This window comes from Streptococcus pseudopneumoniae, assembly GCF_001074975.1.
Taxonomy (GTDB): domain Bacteria; phylum Bacillota; class Bacilli; order Lactobacillales; family Streptococcaceae; genus Streptococcus; species Streptococcus pseudopneumoniae_D.
The window spans coordinates 46,683-60,594 of sequence record NZ_JUUO01000088.1 but is presented as its reverse complement, the minus strand read 5'-3'; the positions used below and the strand labels follow the sequence as shown (position 1 = coordinate 60,594).

Sequence of the window (13,912 nt, the reverse complement as noted above, 5' to 3'; positions counted from 1 at the left end):
AGTAGTTCATAGAAAGGTAGAGAGAATATGGTTTTTCCTAGTGAACAAGAACAGATTGAAAAATTTGAAAAGGATCATGTAGCCCAGCATTATTTTGAGGTTTTGCGTACCTTGATTTCTAAGAAGTCGGTCTTTGCCCAACAGGTGGGGCTCAAAGAAGTTGCCAACTATCTGGGTGAGATTTTCAAGCGTGTTGGGGCTGAAGTGGAGATTGATGAGACTTATACGGCGCCTTTTGTCATGGCGCATTTCAAGAGTTCGCGTCCAGATGCCAAAACCTTGATTTTCTATAACCACTATGACACTGTGCCAGCGGACGGGGATCAGGTCTGGACAGAGGATCCCTTTACGCTTTCGGTGCGCAATGGCTTCATGTATGGGCGTGGAGTTGACGATGACAAGGGTCATATCACAGCTCGTTTGAGTGCTTTGAGAAAATACATGCAGCACCATGATGACCTGCCTGTCAATATCAGTTTTATCATGGAGGGAGCGGAGGAATCGGCCTCGACAGACCTAGATAAGTATCTGGAAAAACATGCGGATAAACTCCGTGGTGCAGATTTGTTGGTCTGGGAACAAGGAACCAAAAATGCCTTGGAACAGCTGGAAATTTCTGGTGGAAATAAGGGGATTGTGACCTTTGATGCCAAGGTAAAAAGCGCTGATGTCGATATCCACTCTAGTTATGGTGGGGTTGTGGAATCAGCTCCTTGGTATCTTCTCCAAGCCTTACAGTCTCTTCGCGCTGCAGATGGCCGTATCTTGGTTGAAGGCTTGTACGAAGAAGTGCAGGAGCCAAATGAACGAGAATTGGCCTTGGTGGACACTTACGCCCAACGAAATCCAGAGGAAATCAGCCAGATTTATGGTTTGGAATTGCCTCTCTTACAAGAGGACCGCGCAGCCTTTCTAAAACGTTTCTTTTTCGAGCCAGCTCTTAATATCGAAGGGATTCAGTCTGGTTATCAAGGTCAGGGAGTTAAAACGATTTTGCCAGCAGAAGCCAGTGCTAAGTTAGAAGTTCGTTTGGTTCCTGGCCTAGAACCGCATGATGTTCTGGAAAAAATTCGGAAACAGCTAGACAAAAATGGCTTTGATAAGGTAGAATTATACTATACCTTGGGAGAGATGAGTTATCGCAGCGATATGAGCGCGCCAGCCATTCTCAATGTAATCGAGTTGGCCAAGAAATTCTATTCACAGGGCGTTTCAGTCTTGCCGACTACAGCTGGGACAGGGCCTATGCATACGGTCTTTGATGCCCTAGAGGTGCCAATGGTGGCCTTCGGTCTAGGAAATGCCAATAGTCGAGACCACGGTGGAGATGAAAACGTGCGAATCGCCGATTACTATACCCATATTGAATTAGTAGAGGAGCTGATTAGAAGCTATGAGTAGAGATATTATCAAGTTAGATCAGATCGATGTGACTTTTCACCAAAAGAAGAGAACCATCACAGCGGTCAAGGATGTGACCATTCATATCCAAGAAGGGGATATCTACGGAATCGTTGGATATTCTGGAGCAGGGAAATCAACCCTTGTACGGGTGATTAACCTCTTGCAAAAACCATCTGCAGGGAAAATTACCATTGACGACGATGTGATTTTTGATGGTAAGGTGACCTTGACGGCCGAGCAGTTGCGTCGTAAACGTCAAGATATTGGAATGATTTTCCAGCATTTTAACCTGATGAGTCAAAAGACAGCAGAGGAGAATGTAGCCTTTGCTCTTAAACACTCGGGACTCAGCAGGGAAGAAAAGAAGGCTAAAGTAGCCAAGTTGTTGGACTTGGTTGGCTTGGCAGACCGTGCTGAAAACTACCCTTCACAATTATCTGGAGGGCAAAAGCAGCGTGTAGCCATTGCGCGTGCCTTAGCAAATGATCCAAAAATCTTGATTTCAGACGAGTCAACTTCTGCCCTTGACCCTAAGACAACCAAGCAGATTTTGGCCTTGTTGCAAGATTTGAACCAAAAATTAGGCTTGACTGTTGTCTTGATTACGCATGAAATGCAGATTGTCAAAGACATTGCCAATCGTGTGGCAGTTATGCAGGATGGGCATTTGATTGAAGAGGGTAGTGTCCTTGAAATCTTCTCAGACCCTAAACAGCCTTTGACTCAAGACTTTATCTCAACAGCCACAGGTATTGACGAAGCTATGGTCAAAATCGAGAAGCAAGAAATCGTAGAACACTTGTCTGAAAACAGCCTTTTGGTACAACTCAAGTATGCGGGTGCTTCAACAGACGAGCCACTTTTGAATGAATTGTACAAGCATTACCAAGTAACAGCTAATATCCTCTATGGAAATATCGAAATTTTGGATGGTACTCCTGTTGGAGAATTGGTTGTGGTCTTGTCAGGTGAAAAAGCAGCGTTGGCAGGTGCCCAAGAAGCCATTCGTCAAGCAGGTGTGCAGCTAAAAGTATTGAAGGGAGGACAGTAAGATGGAATCATTGATTCAAACCTATTTACCAAATGTCTATAAAATGGGCTGGGCTGGTCAAGCAGGCTGGGGAACAGCCATCTACCTAACCCTTTATATGACAGTTCTTTCCTTTATTATTGGAGGTTTCTTGGGGCTGGTGGCAGGTCTTTTCCTTGTCTTGACAGCGCCGGGTGGTGTTTTGGAAAATAAAGTTGTTTTTTGGATTTTGGATAAAATCACCTCTATTTTCCGTGCGGTACCATTTATCATTCTCTTGGCAGTCTTGTCACCCTTCTCTCATCTAATCGTAGGAACAAGCATTGGTCCAAATGCGGCTATCGTACCGTTATCTTTTGCAGTCTTTGCCTTCTTTGCCCGTCAAGTACAGGTGGTATTGGCTGAGCTAGATGGTGGTGTCATTGAGGCGGCTCAAGCTAGCGGAGCGACATTCTGGGATATCGTAGGTGTTTACCTATCAGAAGGCCTTCCAGATTTGATCCGTGTGACGACTGTAACCTTGATTTCACTAGTCGGTGAAACAGCCATGGCGGGAGCGGTCGGAGCAGGTGGTATTGGTAACGTAGCTATCGCCTATGGATTTAACCGTTACAATCACGATGTGACCATCTTGGCAACTATCATTATCATTTTGATTATCTTTGCAATCCAATTCTTGGGAGATTTCCTGACCAAGAAATTGAGTCATAAATAAAAAAGAGCCGTGTGGCTCTTTTTTAGTAATCAGATTTTTTGTGCCAATTTTTTACTCAAGGCTTGTCCAATCAAAGCACCCACTAGGGCTCCGATGACAATACTTGCGATAAATAGAAGGACGGTTCCAGGATTTGGTGCGACCATGATACGGTCGATATATTCTTGCGATTTTCCTCTTGCCAGAAGGGTAGCCATATAGGCTTTGGGAGTAATCCACATAAGCAAGATCGGTCCTGATGTGCTAAAGGCAAAAATAAGGAAAGAAAGGAGGTTCTTTGTTTGGTCCTTGTATTTTCCGAGGTTAGCTACTCCATCTGCTAGGAGGCCACAGATAATTCCAGGAAGGAAGGTACCAGCACCGTGTTTAGTTCCCAAGAAAAAGAGGGCCATGACAAGGCCGATAGTGGTAATGGCTCCAAATCGCGGAACTTTTGCGACTAGGATCATATAGACGCTGCCGCCTACAAGGCCAGTAAAGGCAGGCGCATAAAACATGTTTCCAGTTTGGTCAAAGAGATTGCCCAAAAGGACACCAATCCCCATGCAGAGGAAGTAAAGAACCGCAAAAAGCAGTGTGGTTAAGATCGATTTTTTCATGAATTGTCTCCTGATAATTTTCTCACAATTCTCATTGTACCACGGTTTGATGGGATTGTAAATGGAATACGGCACCGAAGTTAATCAGTAGTTGATAAGATGTTAATAGTCAGGTGTTCCAGTGACAGTATCGAAGATATTTGTTATGCTGTTGGTTACAGTAACGTTGGATATTTCTATAAAGTGTTCCGAAAATTGTGTGGAAAATCGCCAAAAGCCTATCGAAAACAGGTGGAAACCACACTATAAAATTTGTATTCCTTTACAAAAGGTGCTATAATATAAATAATAATATCAGGAGGTTCTATCATGAAAAAGAAACCAATTTATCTATGGGTCTTGCTAATCTTGTCTGCTCTTATTTCAGCTACGTCTCTGTTTGGAATGTTGAGCCCCTTACCTAGCAAAGAAGCCCTTCGTGCTGCTCAAAAAACTATTGAAGGGATTAGTGCTCAGCAATTAGAAGACCAGCTTAATTACACCTATAGAGTAGCAGAAGCATCTCATTCTATTTTTAACAGTGCCTTGATTGTGCTATCTGCTATTTTAGTGGTAGTAGCAATTGTCTTCCTTGTTCGTAAGAATTTGCAATATGCAAATTATACTTATGTTGGCTATGTTTTGTTAGCTATTATTGGTTCAATTTATAGCTATGTGACTTTGCAAGACGCTGTGCAATTGGTTCAAGATGAGACTATGCGTTTAGGGATGAGTATTGGTTCAAAAGCTGTTAGCATTTTCTATATCGTCATCAATGTTCTTTTCCTAGCCCTTGTCTTCTATAAGATGTGGCGTCAACAAAAAGCTTTGGCAGAAGAAGAGGAAACAGAAGATCTTGTCTAAGTATTGACAAAAAATAACTATCAAGATACAATCTTGGTAGTTATTTTTCGATTATAGATAAAATCATGGAGGTAAATATGAAGACAATTTCTTTAGTTTATATTAGTCTGAGTGGGAATACTGAGAGTTTTGTGACGCGTCTGAAAGATTATCTCTTGTCCCAGTACGAGGGGATTGAGGTCCAAAAGATTCATATCAAGGATCTGGTTAAGGAAGGTCACGATTTCTATGAAATGGACCATCCTTATGTCGCTTTTTTGCCGACCTATCTCGAAGGCGGGAATGGCGTGGATAACGGAGATGTTGAGATTTTGACAACACCAGTGGGGGATTTTATCGCTTATGGTGATAATGCTAGTAAGTGTTTTGGTGTGGTTGGTTCAGGAAATCGTAACTTTAATAACCAATACTGCCTGACAGCCAAGCAATACAGTCAACGTTTTGGTTTCCCTGTATTGGCTGACTTTGAAATGCGAGGCATGCTGGGAGATATCAAACGTGTCGCAGCTATTATCGCTGATTTGTATGAGTTGGGAAAGGAGAATTAAAGTTGATATAAGAGGTGGTTGGAGTTTTCATACTCTTCGAAAATCTCTTCAAACCACGTCAATGTCGCCTTGCTGTATATATGGTTGCTGACTTCGTCAGTTCTATCTGCAGCCTCAAAACAGTGTTTTGAGTAGCCTGCGACTAGTTTCCTCTTTGATTTTCATTGAGTATCAACTGCTTTGTGAGTATAAACAGTCTTTAAGAACATAAAAAAGCATAAGTTCAAGTCTTCAAAACCTTGTTCTTATGCTTTTTATTATAGAAATATTTGTTGAATTTTCTATTGAAATGAAAGCTTATCTTCACCTCGCGCTTGTCAGTTATCCTGCTTTTCCGATAGCGAGTGCGTAAATAAAGAAGATGGCGAAACCAAAGAGGAAAATTAATCCTGCAATGGCAAGGTGTTTGAGCCAAGAAGGAAGATTTTTGTTTTCACGCGTTACTAAGGCGTAGTTCAAAAGAGCGAAGAATGGTGTTGTCAGGAAAGAACCAATCATAGCAAAGCGGAGCATGGTTGAAACCTGACCAGCGAAGAACTTGATAATGACGATACCGATGATAGCAGTGATGGTCATCCAGATGTTCAAAGATTTACTACTGTCTTCTTTTTGACTGATTAGCAGTCGGAGAGATTCCTGATTGACGCGAGAATAGCCATCGATAACAGTGATAACTGTTCCAAAGATACACAGGAAGGCAATAAAGGTAATCAAGTAACGGGACCATTCGCCAAGAACAGAGGCATACATGCCCACGAATTGAGAGATGTATTTGGCTGAAGCGGCTTCAACTGCTTGCCCTGTAGGATATTGAATCAATGCTCCCAGTGCTACAAAGAACACAGCTAGGATAGCTGTTCCAATGTAACCAACGTTAAAGTCAAATAGAGCGTCCTCTGTGTTAAAGTTGACGGTCTTTTTCTTTTCAGCAGACCAAAGTGAATTGATAGCTGAAATTTCAATAGGAGCTGGCATCCATCCTAAGAGGGAAACGATGAAGGGTAGAGCTGCCATTTGCCAAGGAGTTTTCTCGACAAAATCAGAGCTGTATTCGGGATGCTTGACCGCCGCGATGATAACTGCAAGAACAGTTGCAATGGTCAAAGCGGACATGATCCATTTTGCCATACCGTCTAAGAGTTTGTAGCCACCAAAGAGTAACATAGCCCAAATGATGGCAACGAGAATGAGGGACCACTGAGTGATGCTAAGTCCAATCATTGGGAAGGCACTGGCGATGATAGCTGAGCACAGAATGGCAACACCAGCTGTGTTGACCATAGCCGAAAAGACATTGAGGATAAAGAAAATCCAGAGATAGAGTTTTCCTTTTTCGGCATAACCTTCAACCAAAGTCTTTCCAGTATCAGCTGTGTATTCAGCACCAAAACGGAAAAATGGATATTTAAAGACATTGGCTAAGATGACCAAGAGAAGCAGAGACCAACCGTAAGAACCGCCAGCTTGAGTTGAGGATACAATGTGGGAACCTCCAACAGCGGCAGAAGCCATTAGGATTCCTGGCCCCATTGCTCTTAGTTTACTTGCCCAGGTGGATTGATTTAACGAAATAGCTTGTGACATGATAGATACTCCTTTTTGAATTTTCAGAATAATCTGGATATGTAATCTATATTCTACAAAAAACTTTGGGAAAATGCAAGAATATTTTGAAAAAAAGATAGAAAATTTACAGAGAATATCTGAAAACAACTGCTATGATAGCAAGGCGCAGCAGGGTGAAGAAAAACCGAGAAGTTTCTTTCTCGGATTTGCATATTATGAGGTTCCTATTTTCTATGCTCCAAGAGTTGATTGATATGGTCTACTTTTTTTGATGCTCTTTTATAGGAAATAGTCCAAATGATGAGGTAGACAATCGCAAATTCGATAATGAGCTGGAGGTAGAAAATCCAGTGGAAGGGGAACCAACCTGCCAGAGTTGCTAGTGGGACAAAGCCAGCCAGCATAAGGAAGAAATGAGTGAGAGTCGCACGGAGCAAGCTCCAGTCACGACTGAATAATCGTTTACCAAAGTTGAAGAGAATACCGATGGCTGCCCAGATAAGTGTGCAGTAGAGCAAGACCAGGGCACCGTGAACTTGATTTTGAACCATTACTTGGCCGATGAGAGACTCGGGACTTAGTGGGGCATAGGTATTTGGGGCATAAATGAGTGAAAAGATAATAGATAGGATGAGGCCGATGAGAATACCAGCAGCAGCATCGTGAAAGATTTGTTTTTTCATAGTTCTAATTTCTCCTTGATGGTTTTTAGGTAACGGCGTGAAGAGTAGGTGAAGCTTTCGTTTTTTAGAAAGATTTCTACCAGACCGTTGGGAGTTAGCTTGAGATGAGAGATGGAGTTGATATTGATGATTTCTGATTGGGAAATTTGGATAAAATTGGTTGGTAAGACTTCAAGGACCTGATAGAGTCGTAAATCAATGGTGTAGGTCTGAGATTCAGTTTCTGCTAGAACCTTCCGATTCTCGATATAAAAGCGTTGAATCTTGCCAATCTCAACGAGATAGACCTGATTTTCGATTTTCCCTTTGATTTTTTCTCTTCGGTCCAGATTTTGTGCAAATTCGATGACTTTCTGAACTTTTTCGGTTTCTTGAGGTGCTTGAACAATCAGCTTTTCTTCCTCGTAAGTCTCGCTAATCTGTAGTTCTACTTTCATAAACGTCTCTCCTTGTTTTTCATACAAAATTAATCTCACTTCTTGTACACCTTTATTAATACTCTTCAAAAATCAAATTCAAACTACGTCAGCGTCGTCTTGCCGTACTAAAGTACTGTCTACGCCTAGCTTTCTAGTTTGCTCTTTGATTTTTATTGAGTATACCACTATTTTATGCTCCCTTGCAAGGGACTTTGTCTATGTGGAGGGATTTGGTTCCTATGTGGTGCTTGCTTTTCTGTCCTTTCTGAAATATGGTATAATAGCACTAATCAATTTCTAGAAAAATAGATACAGAAAGGGGCTGAAAGATGTCTCATATTATTGAATTGCCAGAGGTGCTGGCAAACCAGATTGCAGCTGGGGAGGTTATCGAGCGTCCAGCTAGCGTTGTTAAGGAGCTGGTAGAAAATGCCATTGACGCTGGCTCTAACCAGATTATCATTGAGATTGAGGAAGCAGGTCTCAAGAAAATCCAAATCACAGATAATGGACATGGAATTGCCCACGATGAGGTGGAATTGGCCCTGCGTCGTCATGCGACCAGTAAGATAAAAAATCAAGCAGACCTCTTTCGGATTCGGACACTTGGTTTTCGTGGTGAAGCTTTGCCTTCTATCGCATCCGTCAGCGTTTTAACTCTTTTGACAGCAGTTGAGGGCGCAAGTCATGGGACTAAGCTCGTTGCGCGTGGGGGAGAAGTTGAAGAAGTCATCCCAGCGACTAGTCCTGTGGGAACCAAGGTTTGTGTGGAGGATCTCTTCTTTAACACGCCTGCCCGTCTCAAGTATATGAAGAGCCAGCAAGCGGAGCTATCTCATATCATTGATATTGTCAACCGTCTGGGCTTGGCCCATCCTGAGATTTCTTTCAGCTTGATTAGTGATGGCAAGGAAATGACGCGAACAGCGGGAACAGGTCAATTGCGCCAAGCTATCGCAGGGATTTACGGTTTGGCGAGTGCTAAGAAGATGATTGAAATTGAGAATTCTGACCTGGATTTCGAAATTTCAGGTTTTGTGTCCTTGCCTGAGTTAACTCGGGCCAATCGCAATTATATCAGTCTCTTCATCAATGGCCGTTATATCAAGAACTTTTTACTCAATCGTGCTATTCTTGACGGTTATGGTAGTAAGCTCATGGTGGGGCGTTTTCCACTGGCTGTCATTCATATCCATATTGACCCCTATCTAGCGGATGTCAATGTGCATCCGACCAAGCAAGAGGTGCGGATTTCCAAGGAAAAAGAACTGATGACCTTGGTTTCAGAAGCTATTGCAAATAGTCTCAAGGAACAAACCTTGATTCCAGATGCCTTGGAAAATCTTGCTAAATCGACCGTGCGCAATCGTGAGAAGGTGGAGCAAACTATTCTCCCACTCAAAGAAAATACGCTCTACTATGAGCAAACTGAGCCGACAAGACCTAGCCAAGCTGAGGTGGCTGATTATCAGGTTGAATTGACTGATGAAGGACAGGATTTGACCCTGTTTGCCAAGGAAACCTTGGACCGATTGACCAAGCCAGCAAAACTGCATTTTGCAGAGAGAAAGCCTGCTAACTACGACCAGCTAGATCATCCAGAGTTAGATTTAGCCAGTCTGGATAAGGCCTATGACAAGCTGGAGCGAGAAGAATCATCAAGCTTCCCAGAGTTGGAATTTTTCGGGCAAATGCACGGGACTTATCTCTTTGCCCAAGGGCGAGATGGACTCTACATCATAGACCAACATGCGGCTCAGGAACGGGTTAAGTACGAGGAGTACCGTGAAAGCATTGGCAATGTTGACCAGAGTCAGCAGCAACTTCTAGTGCCCTACATCTTTGAATTTCCAGCGGATGATGCCCTGCGTCTCAAGGAAAGAATGGCACTTTTGGAGGAAGTTGGGGTCTTTCTAGCAGAGTACGGAGAAAATCAATTCATCTTACGCGAACATCCTATTTGGATGGCAGAAGAAGAGATTGAGTCAGGCATCTATGAGATGTGTGATATGCTACTCTTGACCAAGGAAGTTTCTATCAAGAAATATCGAGCAGAGCTGGCCATTATGATGTCCTGCAAGCGGTCTATCAAGGCCAACCATCGTATCGATGACCATTCAGCTAGACAACTCCTCTATCAGCTCTCTCAGTGTGATAATCCCTACAACTGTCCCCACGGACGTCCTGTTTTGGTGCACTTCACCAAGTCGGATATGGAAAAGATGTTCCGACGTATTCAGGAAAATCACACCAGTCTCCGTGAGTTGGGGAAATATTAAACTAAAAGGAAAACTATGTACGAATATTTAAAAGGAATCATTACCAAAATCACTGCCAAATACATTGTTATTGAAATCAATGGTATCGGTTATATCCTGCATGTGGCTAATCCCTATGCTTACTCAGGACAGGTCAACCAAGAAACTCAAATTTATGTGCATCAAGTCGTGCGTGAGGACGCTCATCTGCTTTATGGATTTCGCTCAGAAGACGAGAAAAAGCTCTTTCTCAGTCTGATTTCGGTCTCTGGGATTGGTCCTGTATCAGCTCTTGCTATTATCGCTGCTGATGACAATGCTGGCTTGGTTCAAGCCATCGAAACCAAGAATATTACCTACTTGACCAAGTTCCCTAAAATTGGCAAGAAAACAGCCCAGCAGATGGTGCTGGACTTGGAAGGCAAGGTAGTAGTTGCTGGAGATGACCTTCCTGCTAAGGTCGCAGTGCAAGCAAGCGCTGAAAACCAAGAATTGGAAGAAGCTATGGAAGCCATGTTGGCACTGGGATACAAGGCGACCGAACTCAAGAAAATCAAGAAATTCTTTGAAGGAACGACAGATACAGCTGAGAACTATATCAAGTCGGCCCTTAAAATGTTGGTCAAATAGGAGCAGAGCATGACAAAACGTTGTTCGTGGGTCAAGGTGACCAATCCGCTCTACATTGCCTATCATGATGAGGAGTGGGGTCAACCCCTCCATGATGACCAAGCATTGTTTGAGTTGTTGTGTATGGAAACCTATCAGGCTGTGCTGAGAGCTTTCTTCTATACTAATAGACGAAAGGGTGTGAAAATGATTTTTAAATGATACTGTGGAACGGAACAGTAGCCCTAGTATTGACTACTGTCGTTTCTATTCATATTGGCTATTCTAGGACTGAGATGAAAAAATCTATAAATGCTCAGAATAAAATTGAACCCGCAAATCTCCCCAAAACAATGGTGAGTCATGTACTTGTATTATTCCGAAAAAATACACCTCTGGTGCAGTGAGACAAATTGGTGTATCTTATAGTGGCTTCGTAGATGAAAGCTATACTCTACTATCACTCTTTGATGATGTAGAACAAATTGAAAAAGATAATAGACTTCAGACAGCTATTGATGTTGTCAGAGAACAGTTTGGTTTTTTAGCCATACAAAAAGGAACCGTCCTAACTGAAGGTTCCAGAAATATTGAACGCAGTAAACTTATCGGTGGTCATTCCGCGGGTGGATTGGAGGGATTAAAATGAAACAAGAAAAAAATACAGTACAATTTTCAGAAATCCGTAGCAAAGGATGTAATGATATTGAAATGCTTGAAAGATTTTTACATGGAATCGTTGAAACAGCAACTTCAAAACTTCGTCAGAGAAAACTCAAAACAACTGAAATATCGATACGACTAGTACATGCTAAATCTGAAAACCGATTACCATTGGAATTTACATTTAGCATTAAGCCAACAAGCTCATCTGTGATAATCTATACTGAGGTAATCAATCGCTTTAAAGAATGTTACACAGGTGGGGGAATTCAAGGTTTTACGATTCAATTTGATAAAAATACCCTTGCCTCTGCATAGAAAGGATTTGATATGATTGACCGTTCATATTTACCATTTCAATCAGCAAGAGAGTACCAGGATACAAAGATGCAAAAATGGATGGGCTTTTTCCTATCTGAACATGCATCAGCACTCTCTGATGATACAAACAAAGTAACGTACATGTCTGACTTATCACTAGAGAAGAAATTATTACTCCTCAGTCAAGTATACGCCGGGCAGCTACGCACACGCATTCAAGTGATTGAAAAAAACAAGCGTGTTTCCTACACTGGAACAATACCAAGTCTGACCAAAGATTTCATTTTGATAAAAACTACAACAGGTCACATCAATTTGAAATTAAAAGACATTATTAGTATTGAACTTGTCGAGGAGGTGCTCTATGAATCAGCTTGAGTTTCAGCGTAATCACCTACAAATGGACTATTATAGCGAGAGCTACCAAGATTTTGAACGTGACTTCTACCGCTACTCTAACATGAATATTCCATTGACCTTCCTAACTGATGATATCCTAAAAACAATGGCGACTTCACGTAAGAATTACTTTGTCCTCAATAAGGAAAAGTCCAGAGATAACCGCGATCACTTCTTCATATTTGAAGTAAGTACCGTAGATGAGAATCCGCTAATCTATCATTATACATATAAGAAAACTACAATATATTTAGCAGAAAAATAGGAGCAGTTCAATTGACTGTTCCTATTTTTAATATTCATAAAATCTAAAGTCTTTATACTCTTTAACAATGGAGTCGCCAACCAGAACAGACTATACTGACCAGCGACTACCTTAAATTTAATGTTTCAGATTTATTTTCTTATCTCTAATTTCATAAACTACATCTGCTACATTTTCGAGTAATCGTTTATCGTGGGTGATAAACACGATAGTTCCGGTGTACTCCTTCATTAGTATTTCCAAAGCCTCTAAACTTGGTATGTCAAGGAAGTTACTGGGTTCATCCATTATTAGGATGTTATATCTACCCATGAGCATTTTAGCAAGCAACAATTTTATAATTTCTCCACCGCTTAAAACAGATAAACTTTTTCCAATATCGTTCTGTTTGAACCCCATAGATGCTAGCACTGAACGAATTTCTGATATATTGTAGTCACAATCCTTCTGCATAAACTCCATAACATTCTGATTACTGTTGTACTTGTAACCATTCTGTGCAAAGTAACCTATTTTTGCCTTAGGCGAAATAGAAATTCCTTCTTCATGGTTTAAGATCATTTGGATTAAAGTTGTTTTTCCGATTCCATTACCACCAGTTAACGCCACTTTTGCTCCTAACGGAATTTGAAAAGATGCATTTTCAAACAGAGCCTTATCCCCAAATACTTTATTAATTTCTGCACCGACTATAGGGTATGGATTATGGAGCTCCAATGCTTTACTTTGCCTGAAACGAATTCTGCGAATGCCTTCCGGAGCTTCTACTTTTCCTAAGGCCGCAATCCTGTGCTCTAGGGTTTTAGCAGCATTATACATCTTTTTTTCCTTACTTCCTATTGATTTTTGATGAGCTAAACGCCCTCCGTCTTCAGTACTTTTTTTCTTTGAAGAACCTTTTGCCTTCTGTTCTATTTTACGAGCCTGTTTTCGCTTTTCCTCCGCAGCCCTTTCCAATCGGGCACGTTCCGCAATAAATTGTTCGTATTCTGCAGCTTGGCTCTTACGTTCTTCCTCTTTCTGACGAAGATAATCAGAATAGTTTCCCCAATACTCAGTGATTTTGCCATCTTTCAGTTCCCATATTTTATCTACTATTTCATCAAGAAAATAGCGGTCATGGCTAATAACTAACAGTGCACCTGTAAAATATTTTAGCTGTCCTATTAGAAAATCAATTCCTTCACGGTCTAAATGGCTCGTAGGTTCATCCGCTAAAATACCATGAACCTGTGCCGATAAGGCCTGTGCTATTTTAAGCCTTGTTTCTTCACCACCGCTCATAGTCTGTATATTTAATTGCTCAACACCTAGCTTGCCTACAAGTGCAAAATCTTTTTCCTCCTGCAGAGTTACTTCGTCCAACTGGGGAATATAGGCAAGTTCACCCAGACGATTCATTTTACATCCTGGGGGAGTTAATTCTCCTAAAAGTACCCTGAGTAAAGTGCTTTTTCCAGCACCATTTGCTCCTACTAAACCAATACGGTCATAATCATATACTTCTAATTCATTTATATCTAAAACATCGCGTCCTTTGAATTCCACACGAATGTCTTTTGCTTTTAATATTAATTCCATAACATTTCC

General features: G+C 41.5%; 17 protein-coding genes and 1 pseudogene. 13 read left to right on the top strand and 5 right to left on the bottom strand.

What is annotated here, in order from left to right:
• Positions 1-27: 27 nt before the first annotated feature.
• The 3 genes from ADI86_RS04605 to ADI86_RS04595 are packed head-to-tail and all read left to right on the top strand — an operon-like array spanning position 28 to position 3,149.
• The gene (locus ADI86_RS04605; protein ID WP_049531961.1) at positions 28-1,401 is read left to right on the top strand and encodes a M20 family metallopeptidase; all 1,374 of its coding nucleotides are present in this window, start codon (positions 28-30) and stop codon (positions 1,399-1,401) included.
• The gene (locus ADI86_RS04600) at positions 1,394-2,455 is read left to right on the top strand and encodes a methionine ABC transporter ATP-binding protein (protein ID WP_049531960.1); all 1,062 of its coding nucleotides are present in this window, start codon (positions 1,394-1,396) and stop codon (positions 2,453-2,455) included. Before ADI86_RS04605 ends, ADI86_RS04600 begins: the two co-directional genes overlap by 8 nt.
• A 1-nt stretch (position 2,456) precedes the next feature.
• Positions 2,457-3,149 carry a methionine ABC transporter permease gene (locus ADI86_RS04595; RefSeq protein ID WP_000444647.1) on the top strand — a complete coding sequence of 231 codons (693 nt, stop codon included), beginning with the start codon at positions 2,457-2,459 and terminating at the stop codon, positions 3,147-3,149.
• A 29-nt stretch (positions 3,150-3,178) separates the two neighbouring features.
• On the opposite strand, the gene ADI86_RS04590 is transcribed toward ADI86_RS04595, so the two are convergent.
• On the bottom strand, positions 3,179-3,748 hold the full coding sequence (locus ADI86_RS04590; RefSeq protein WP_049531959.1) for an MptD family putative ECF transporter S component: 570 nt from the start codon (positions 3,746-3,748) through the stop codon (positions 3,179-3,181).
• Positions 3,749-3,853: 105 nt separating this feature from the next.
• Here ADI86_RS04590 and ADI86_RS11065 point away from each other — a divergent pair, with 105 nt between their 5' ends.
• The 3 genes from ADI86_RS11065 (at position 3,854) to nrdI (ending at position 5,139) form a co-directional block, all read left to right on the top strand.
• Complete coding sequence (locus tag ADI86_RS11065) at positions 3,854-3,997, top strand: helix-turn-helix domain-containing protein (protein ID WP_414717522.1); 144 nt, start codon at positions 3,854-3,856, stop codon at positions 3,995-3,997.
• A gap of 60 nt (positions 3,998-4,057) precedes the next feature.
• On the top strand, positions 4,058-4,591 hold the full coding sequence (locus tag ADI86_RS04585; protein WP_049531958.1) for an ABC transporter permease: 534 nt from the start codon (positions 4,058-4,060) through the stop codon (positions 4,589-4,591).
• A 77-nt stretch (positions 4,592-4,668) separates the two neighbouring features.
• Positions 4,669-5,139 (top strand): class Ib ribonucleoside-diphosphate reductase assembly flavoprotein NrdI, encoded by a 471-nt coding sequence (nrdI, locus tag ADI86_RS04580; protein WP_049531957.1) that lies wholly within the window; start codon positions 4,669-4,671, stop codon positions 5,137-5,139.
• 321 nt (positions 5,140-5,460) lie between these two features.
• Here the strand turns inward: nrdI and ADI86_RS04575 are convergent, their stop codons facing one another.
• The 3 genes from ADI86_RS04575 to ADI86_RS04565 all read right to left on the bottom strand — a co-directional run bounded on the left by ADI86_RS04575 (position 5,461) and on the right by ADI86_RS04565 (position 7,825).
• Positions 5,461-6,723 (bottom strand): NRAMP family divalent metal transporter, encoded by a 1,263-nt coding sequence (locus ADI86_RS04575; RefSeq protein WP_049531956.1) that lies wholly within the window; start codon positions 6,721-6,723, stop codon positions 5,461-5,463.
• 206 nt (positions 6,724-6,929) lie between these two features.
• On the bottom strand, positions 6,930-7,388 hold the full coding sequence (locus ADI86_RS04570) for a DUF3021 domain-containing protein (RefSeq protein ID WP_049531955.1): 459 nt from the start codon (positions 7,386-7,388) through the stop codon (positions 6,930-6,932).
• Positions 7,385-7,825: a LytTR family DNA-binding domain-containing protein gene (locus ADI86_RS04565; protein ID WP_049531954.1), complete on the bottom strand. Its 441-nt coding sequence runs from the start codon at positions 7,823-7,825 to the stop codon at positions 7,385-7,387. Before ADI86_RS04565 ends, ADI86_RS04570 begins: the two co-directional genes overlap by 4 nt.
• A gap of 311 nt (positions 7,826-8,136) precedes the next feature.
• On the opposite strand from ADI86_RS04565, the gene mutL reads away from it, so the two are divergent.
• The 7 genes and pseudogenes from mutL to ADI86_RS04525 all read left to right on the top strand — a co-directional run bounded on the left by mutL (position 8,137) and on the right by ADI86_RS04525 (position 12,322).
• Positions 8,137-10,086 carry a DNA mismatch repair endonuclease MutL gene (gene mutL / locus ADI86_RS04560; protein WP_049531953.1) on the top strand — a complete coding sequence of 650 codons (1,950 nt, stop codon included), beginning with the start codon at positions 8,137-8,139 and terminating at the stop codon, positions 10,084-10,086.
• Positions 10,087-10,101: 15 nt separating this feature from the next.
• Positions 10,102-10,695 (top strand): Holliday junction branch migration protein RuvA, encoded by a 594-nt coding sequence (gene ruvA, locus ADI86_RS04555; protein WP_000273402.1) that lies wholly within the window; start codon positions 10,102-10,104, stop codon positions 10,693-10,695.
• A gap of 9 nt (positions 10,696-10,704) precedes the next feature.
• A pseudogene (locus ADI86_RS04550) lies at positions 10,705-10,890 on the top strand (DNA-3-methyladenine glycosylase I); the annotation flags it as partial.
• 187 nt (positions 10,891-11,077) lie between these two features.
• Positions 11,078-11,323 (top strand): hypothetical protein, encoded by a 246-nt coding sequence (locus tag ADI86_RS04540; RefSeq protein ID WP_001813542.1) that lies wholly within the window; start codon positions 11,078-11,080, stop codon positions 11,321-11,323.
• Positions 11,320-11,655 (top strand): hypothetical protein, encoded by a 336-nt coding sequence (locus ADI86_RS04535; protein ID WP_000806926.1) that lies wholly within the window; start codon positions 11,320-11,322, stop codon positions 11,653-11,655. The genes ADI86_RS04540 and ADI86_RS04535 overlap by 4 nt, the downstream gene beginning before the upstream one ends.
• A 12-nt stretch (positions 11,656-11,667) precedes the next feature.
• Positions 11,668-12,036 (top strand): hypothetical protein, encoded by a 369-nt coding sequence (locus ADI86_RS04530; RefSeq protein ID WP_000567222.1) that lies wholly within the window; start codon positions 11,668-11,670, stop codon positions 12,034-12,036.
• Entirely contained in the window at positions 12,023-12,322 is a 300-nt protein-coding gene (locus ADI86_RS04525; protein WP_001072467.1) for a DUF5960 family protein, read from the top strand. Before ADI86_RS04530 ends, ADI86_RS04525 begins: the two co-directional genes overlap by 14 nt.
• Positions 12,323-12,439: 117 nt before the next feature.
• On the opposite strand, the gene msr(D) is transcribed toward ADI86_RS04525, so the two are convergent.
• Entirely contained in the window at positions 12,440-13,903 is a 1,464-nt protein-coding gene (gene msr(D) / locus ADI86_RS04520; RefSeq protein ID WP_000420313.1) for an ABC-F type ribosomal protection protein Msr(D), read from the bottom strand.
• Positions 13,904-13,912 lie beyond the last annotated feature (9 nt).

What these genes read in the sequence shown, in the direction of transcription:
- mutL (WP_049531953.1), top strand. Translation starts at nt 8,137, where the DNA reads ATGTCTCATATTATTGAATTGCCAGAGGTGCTGGCAAACCAGATTGCA.
- ADI86_RS04605 (WP_049531961.1), top strand. Translation starts at nt 28, where the DNA reads ATGGTTTTTCCTAGTGAACAAGAACAGATTGAAAAATTTGAAAAGGAT.
- ADI86_RS04590 (WP_049531959.1), bottom strand. Translation starts at nt 3,748, where the DNA reads ATGAAAAAATCGATCTTAACCACACTGCTTTTTGCGGTTCTTTACTTC.
- nrdI (WP_049531957.1), top strand. Translation starts at nt 4,669, where the DNA reads ATGAAGACAATTTCTTTAGTTTATATTAGTCTGAGTGGGAATACTGAG.
- ADI86_RS04600 (WP_049531960.1), top strand. Translation starts at nt 1,394, where the DNA reads ATGAGTAGAGATATTATCAAGTTAGATCAGATCGATGTGACTTTTCAC.
- ADI86_RS04570 (WP_049531955.1), bottom strand. Translation starts at nt 7,388, where the DNA reads ATGAAAAAACAAATCTTTCACGATGCTGCTGCTGGTATTCTCATCGGC.
- ADI86_RS04595 (WP_000444647.1), top strand. Translation starts at nt 2,457, where the DNA reads ATGGAATCATTGATTCAAACCTATTTACCAAATGTCTATAAAATGGGC.
- ADI86_RS04535 (WP_000806926.1), top strand. Translation starts at nt 11,320, where the DNA reads ATGAAACAAGAAAAAAATACAGTACAATTTTCAGAAATCCGTAGCAAA.
- ADI86_RS04575 (WP_049531956.1), bottom strand. Translation starts at nt 6,723, where the DNA reads ATGTCACAAGCTATTTCGTTAAATCAATCCACCTGGGCAAGTAAACTA.
- ADI86_RS04585 (WP_049531958.1), top strand. Translation starts at nt 4,058, where the DNA reads ATGAAAAAGAAACCAATTTATCTATGGGTCTTGCTAATCTTGTCTGCT.
- ADI86_RS04530 (WP_000567222.1), top strand. Translation starts at nt 11,668, where the DNA reads ATGATTGACCGTTCATATTTACCATTTCAATCAGCAAGAGAGTACCAG.
- ruvA (WP_000273402.1), top strand. Translation starts at nt 10,102, where the DNA reads ATGTACGAATATTTAAAAGGAATCATTACCAAAATCACTGCCAAATAC.
- ADI86_RS04565 (WP_049531954.1), bottom strand. Translation starts at nt 7,825, where the DNA reads ATGAAAGTAGAACTACAGATTAGCGAGACTTACGAGGAAGAAAAGCTG.
- ADI86_RS04525 (WP_001072467.1), top strand. Translation starts at nt 12,023, where the DNA reads ATGAATCAGCTTGAGTTTCAGCGTAATCACCTACAAATGGACTATTAT.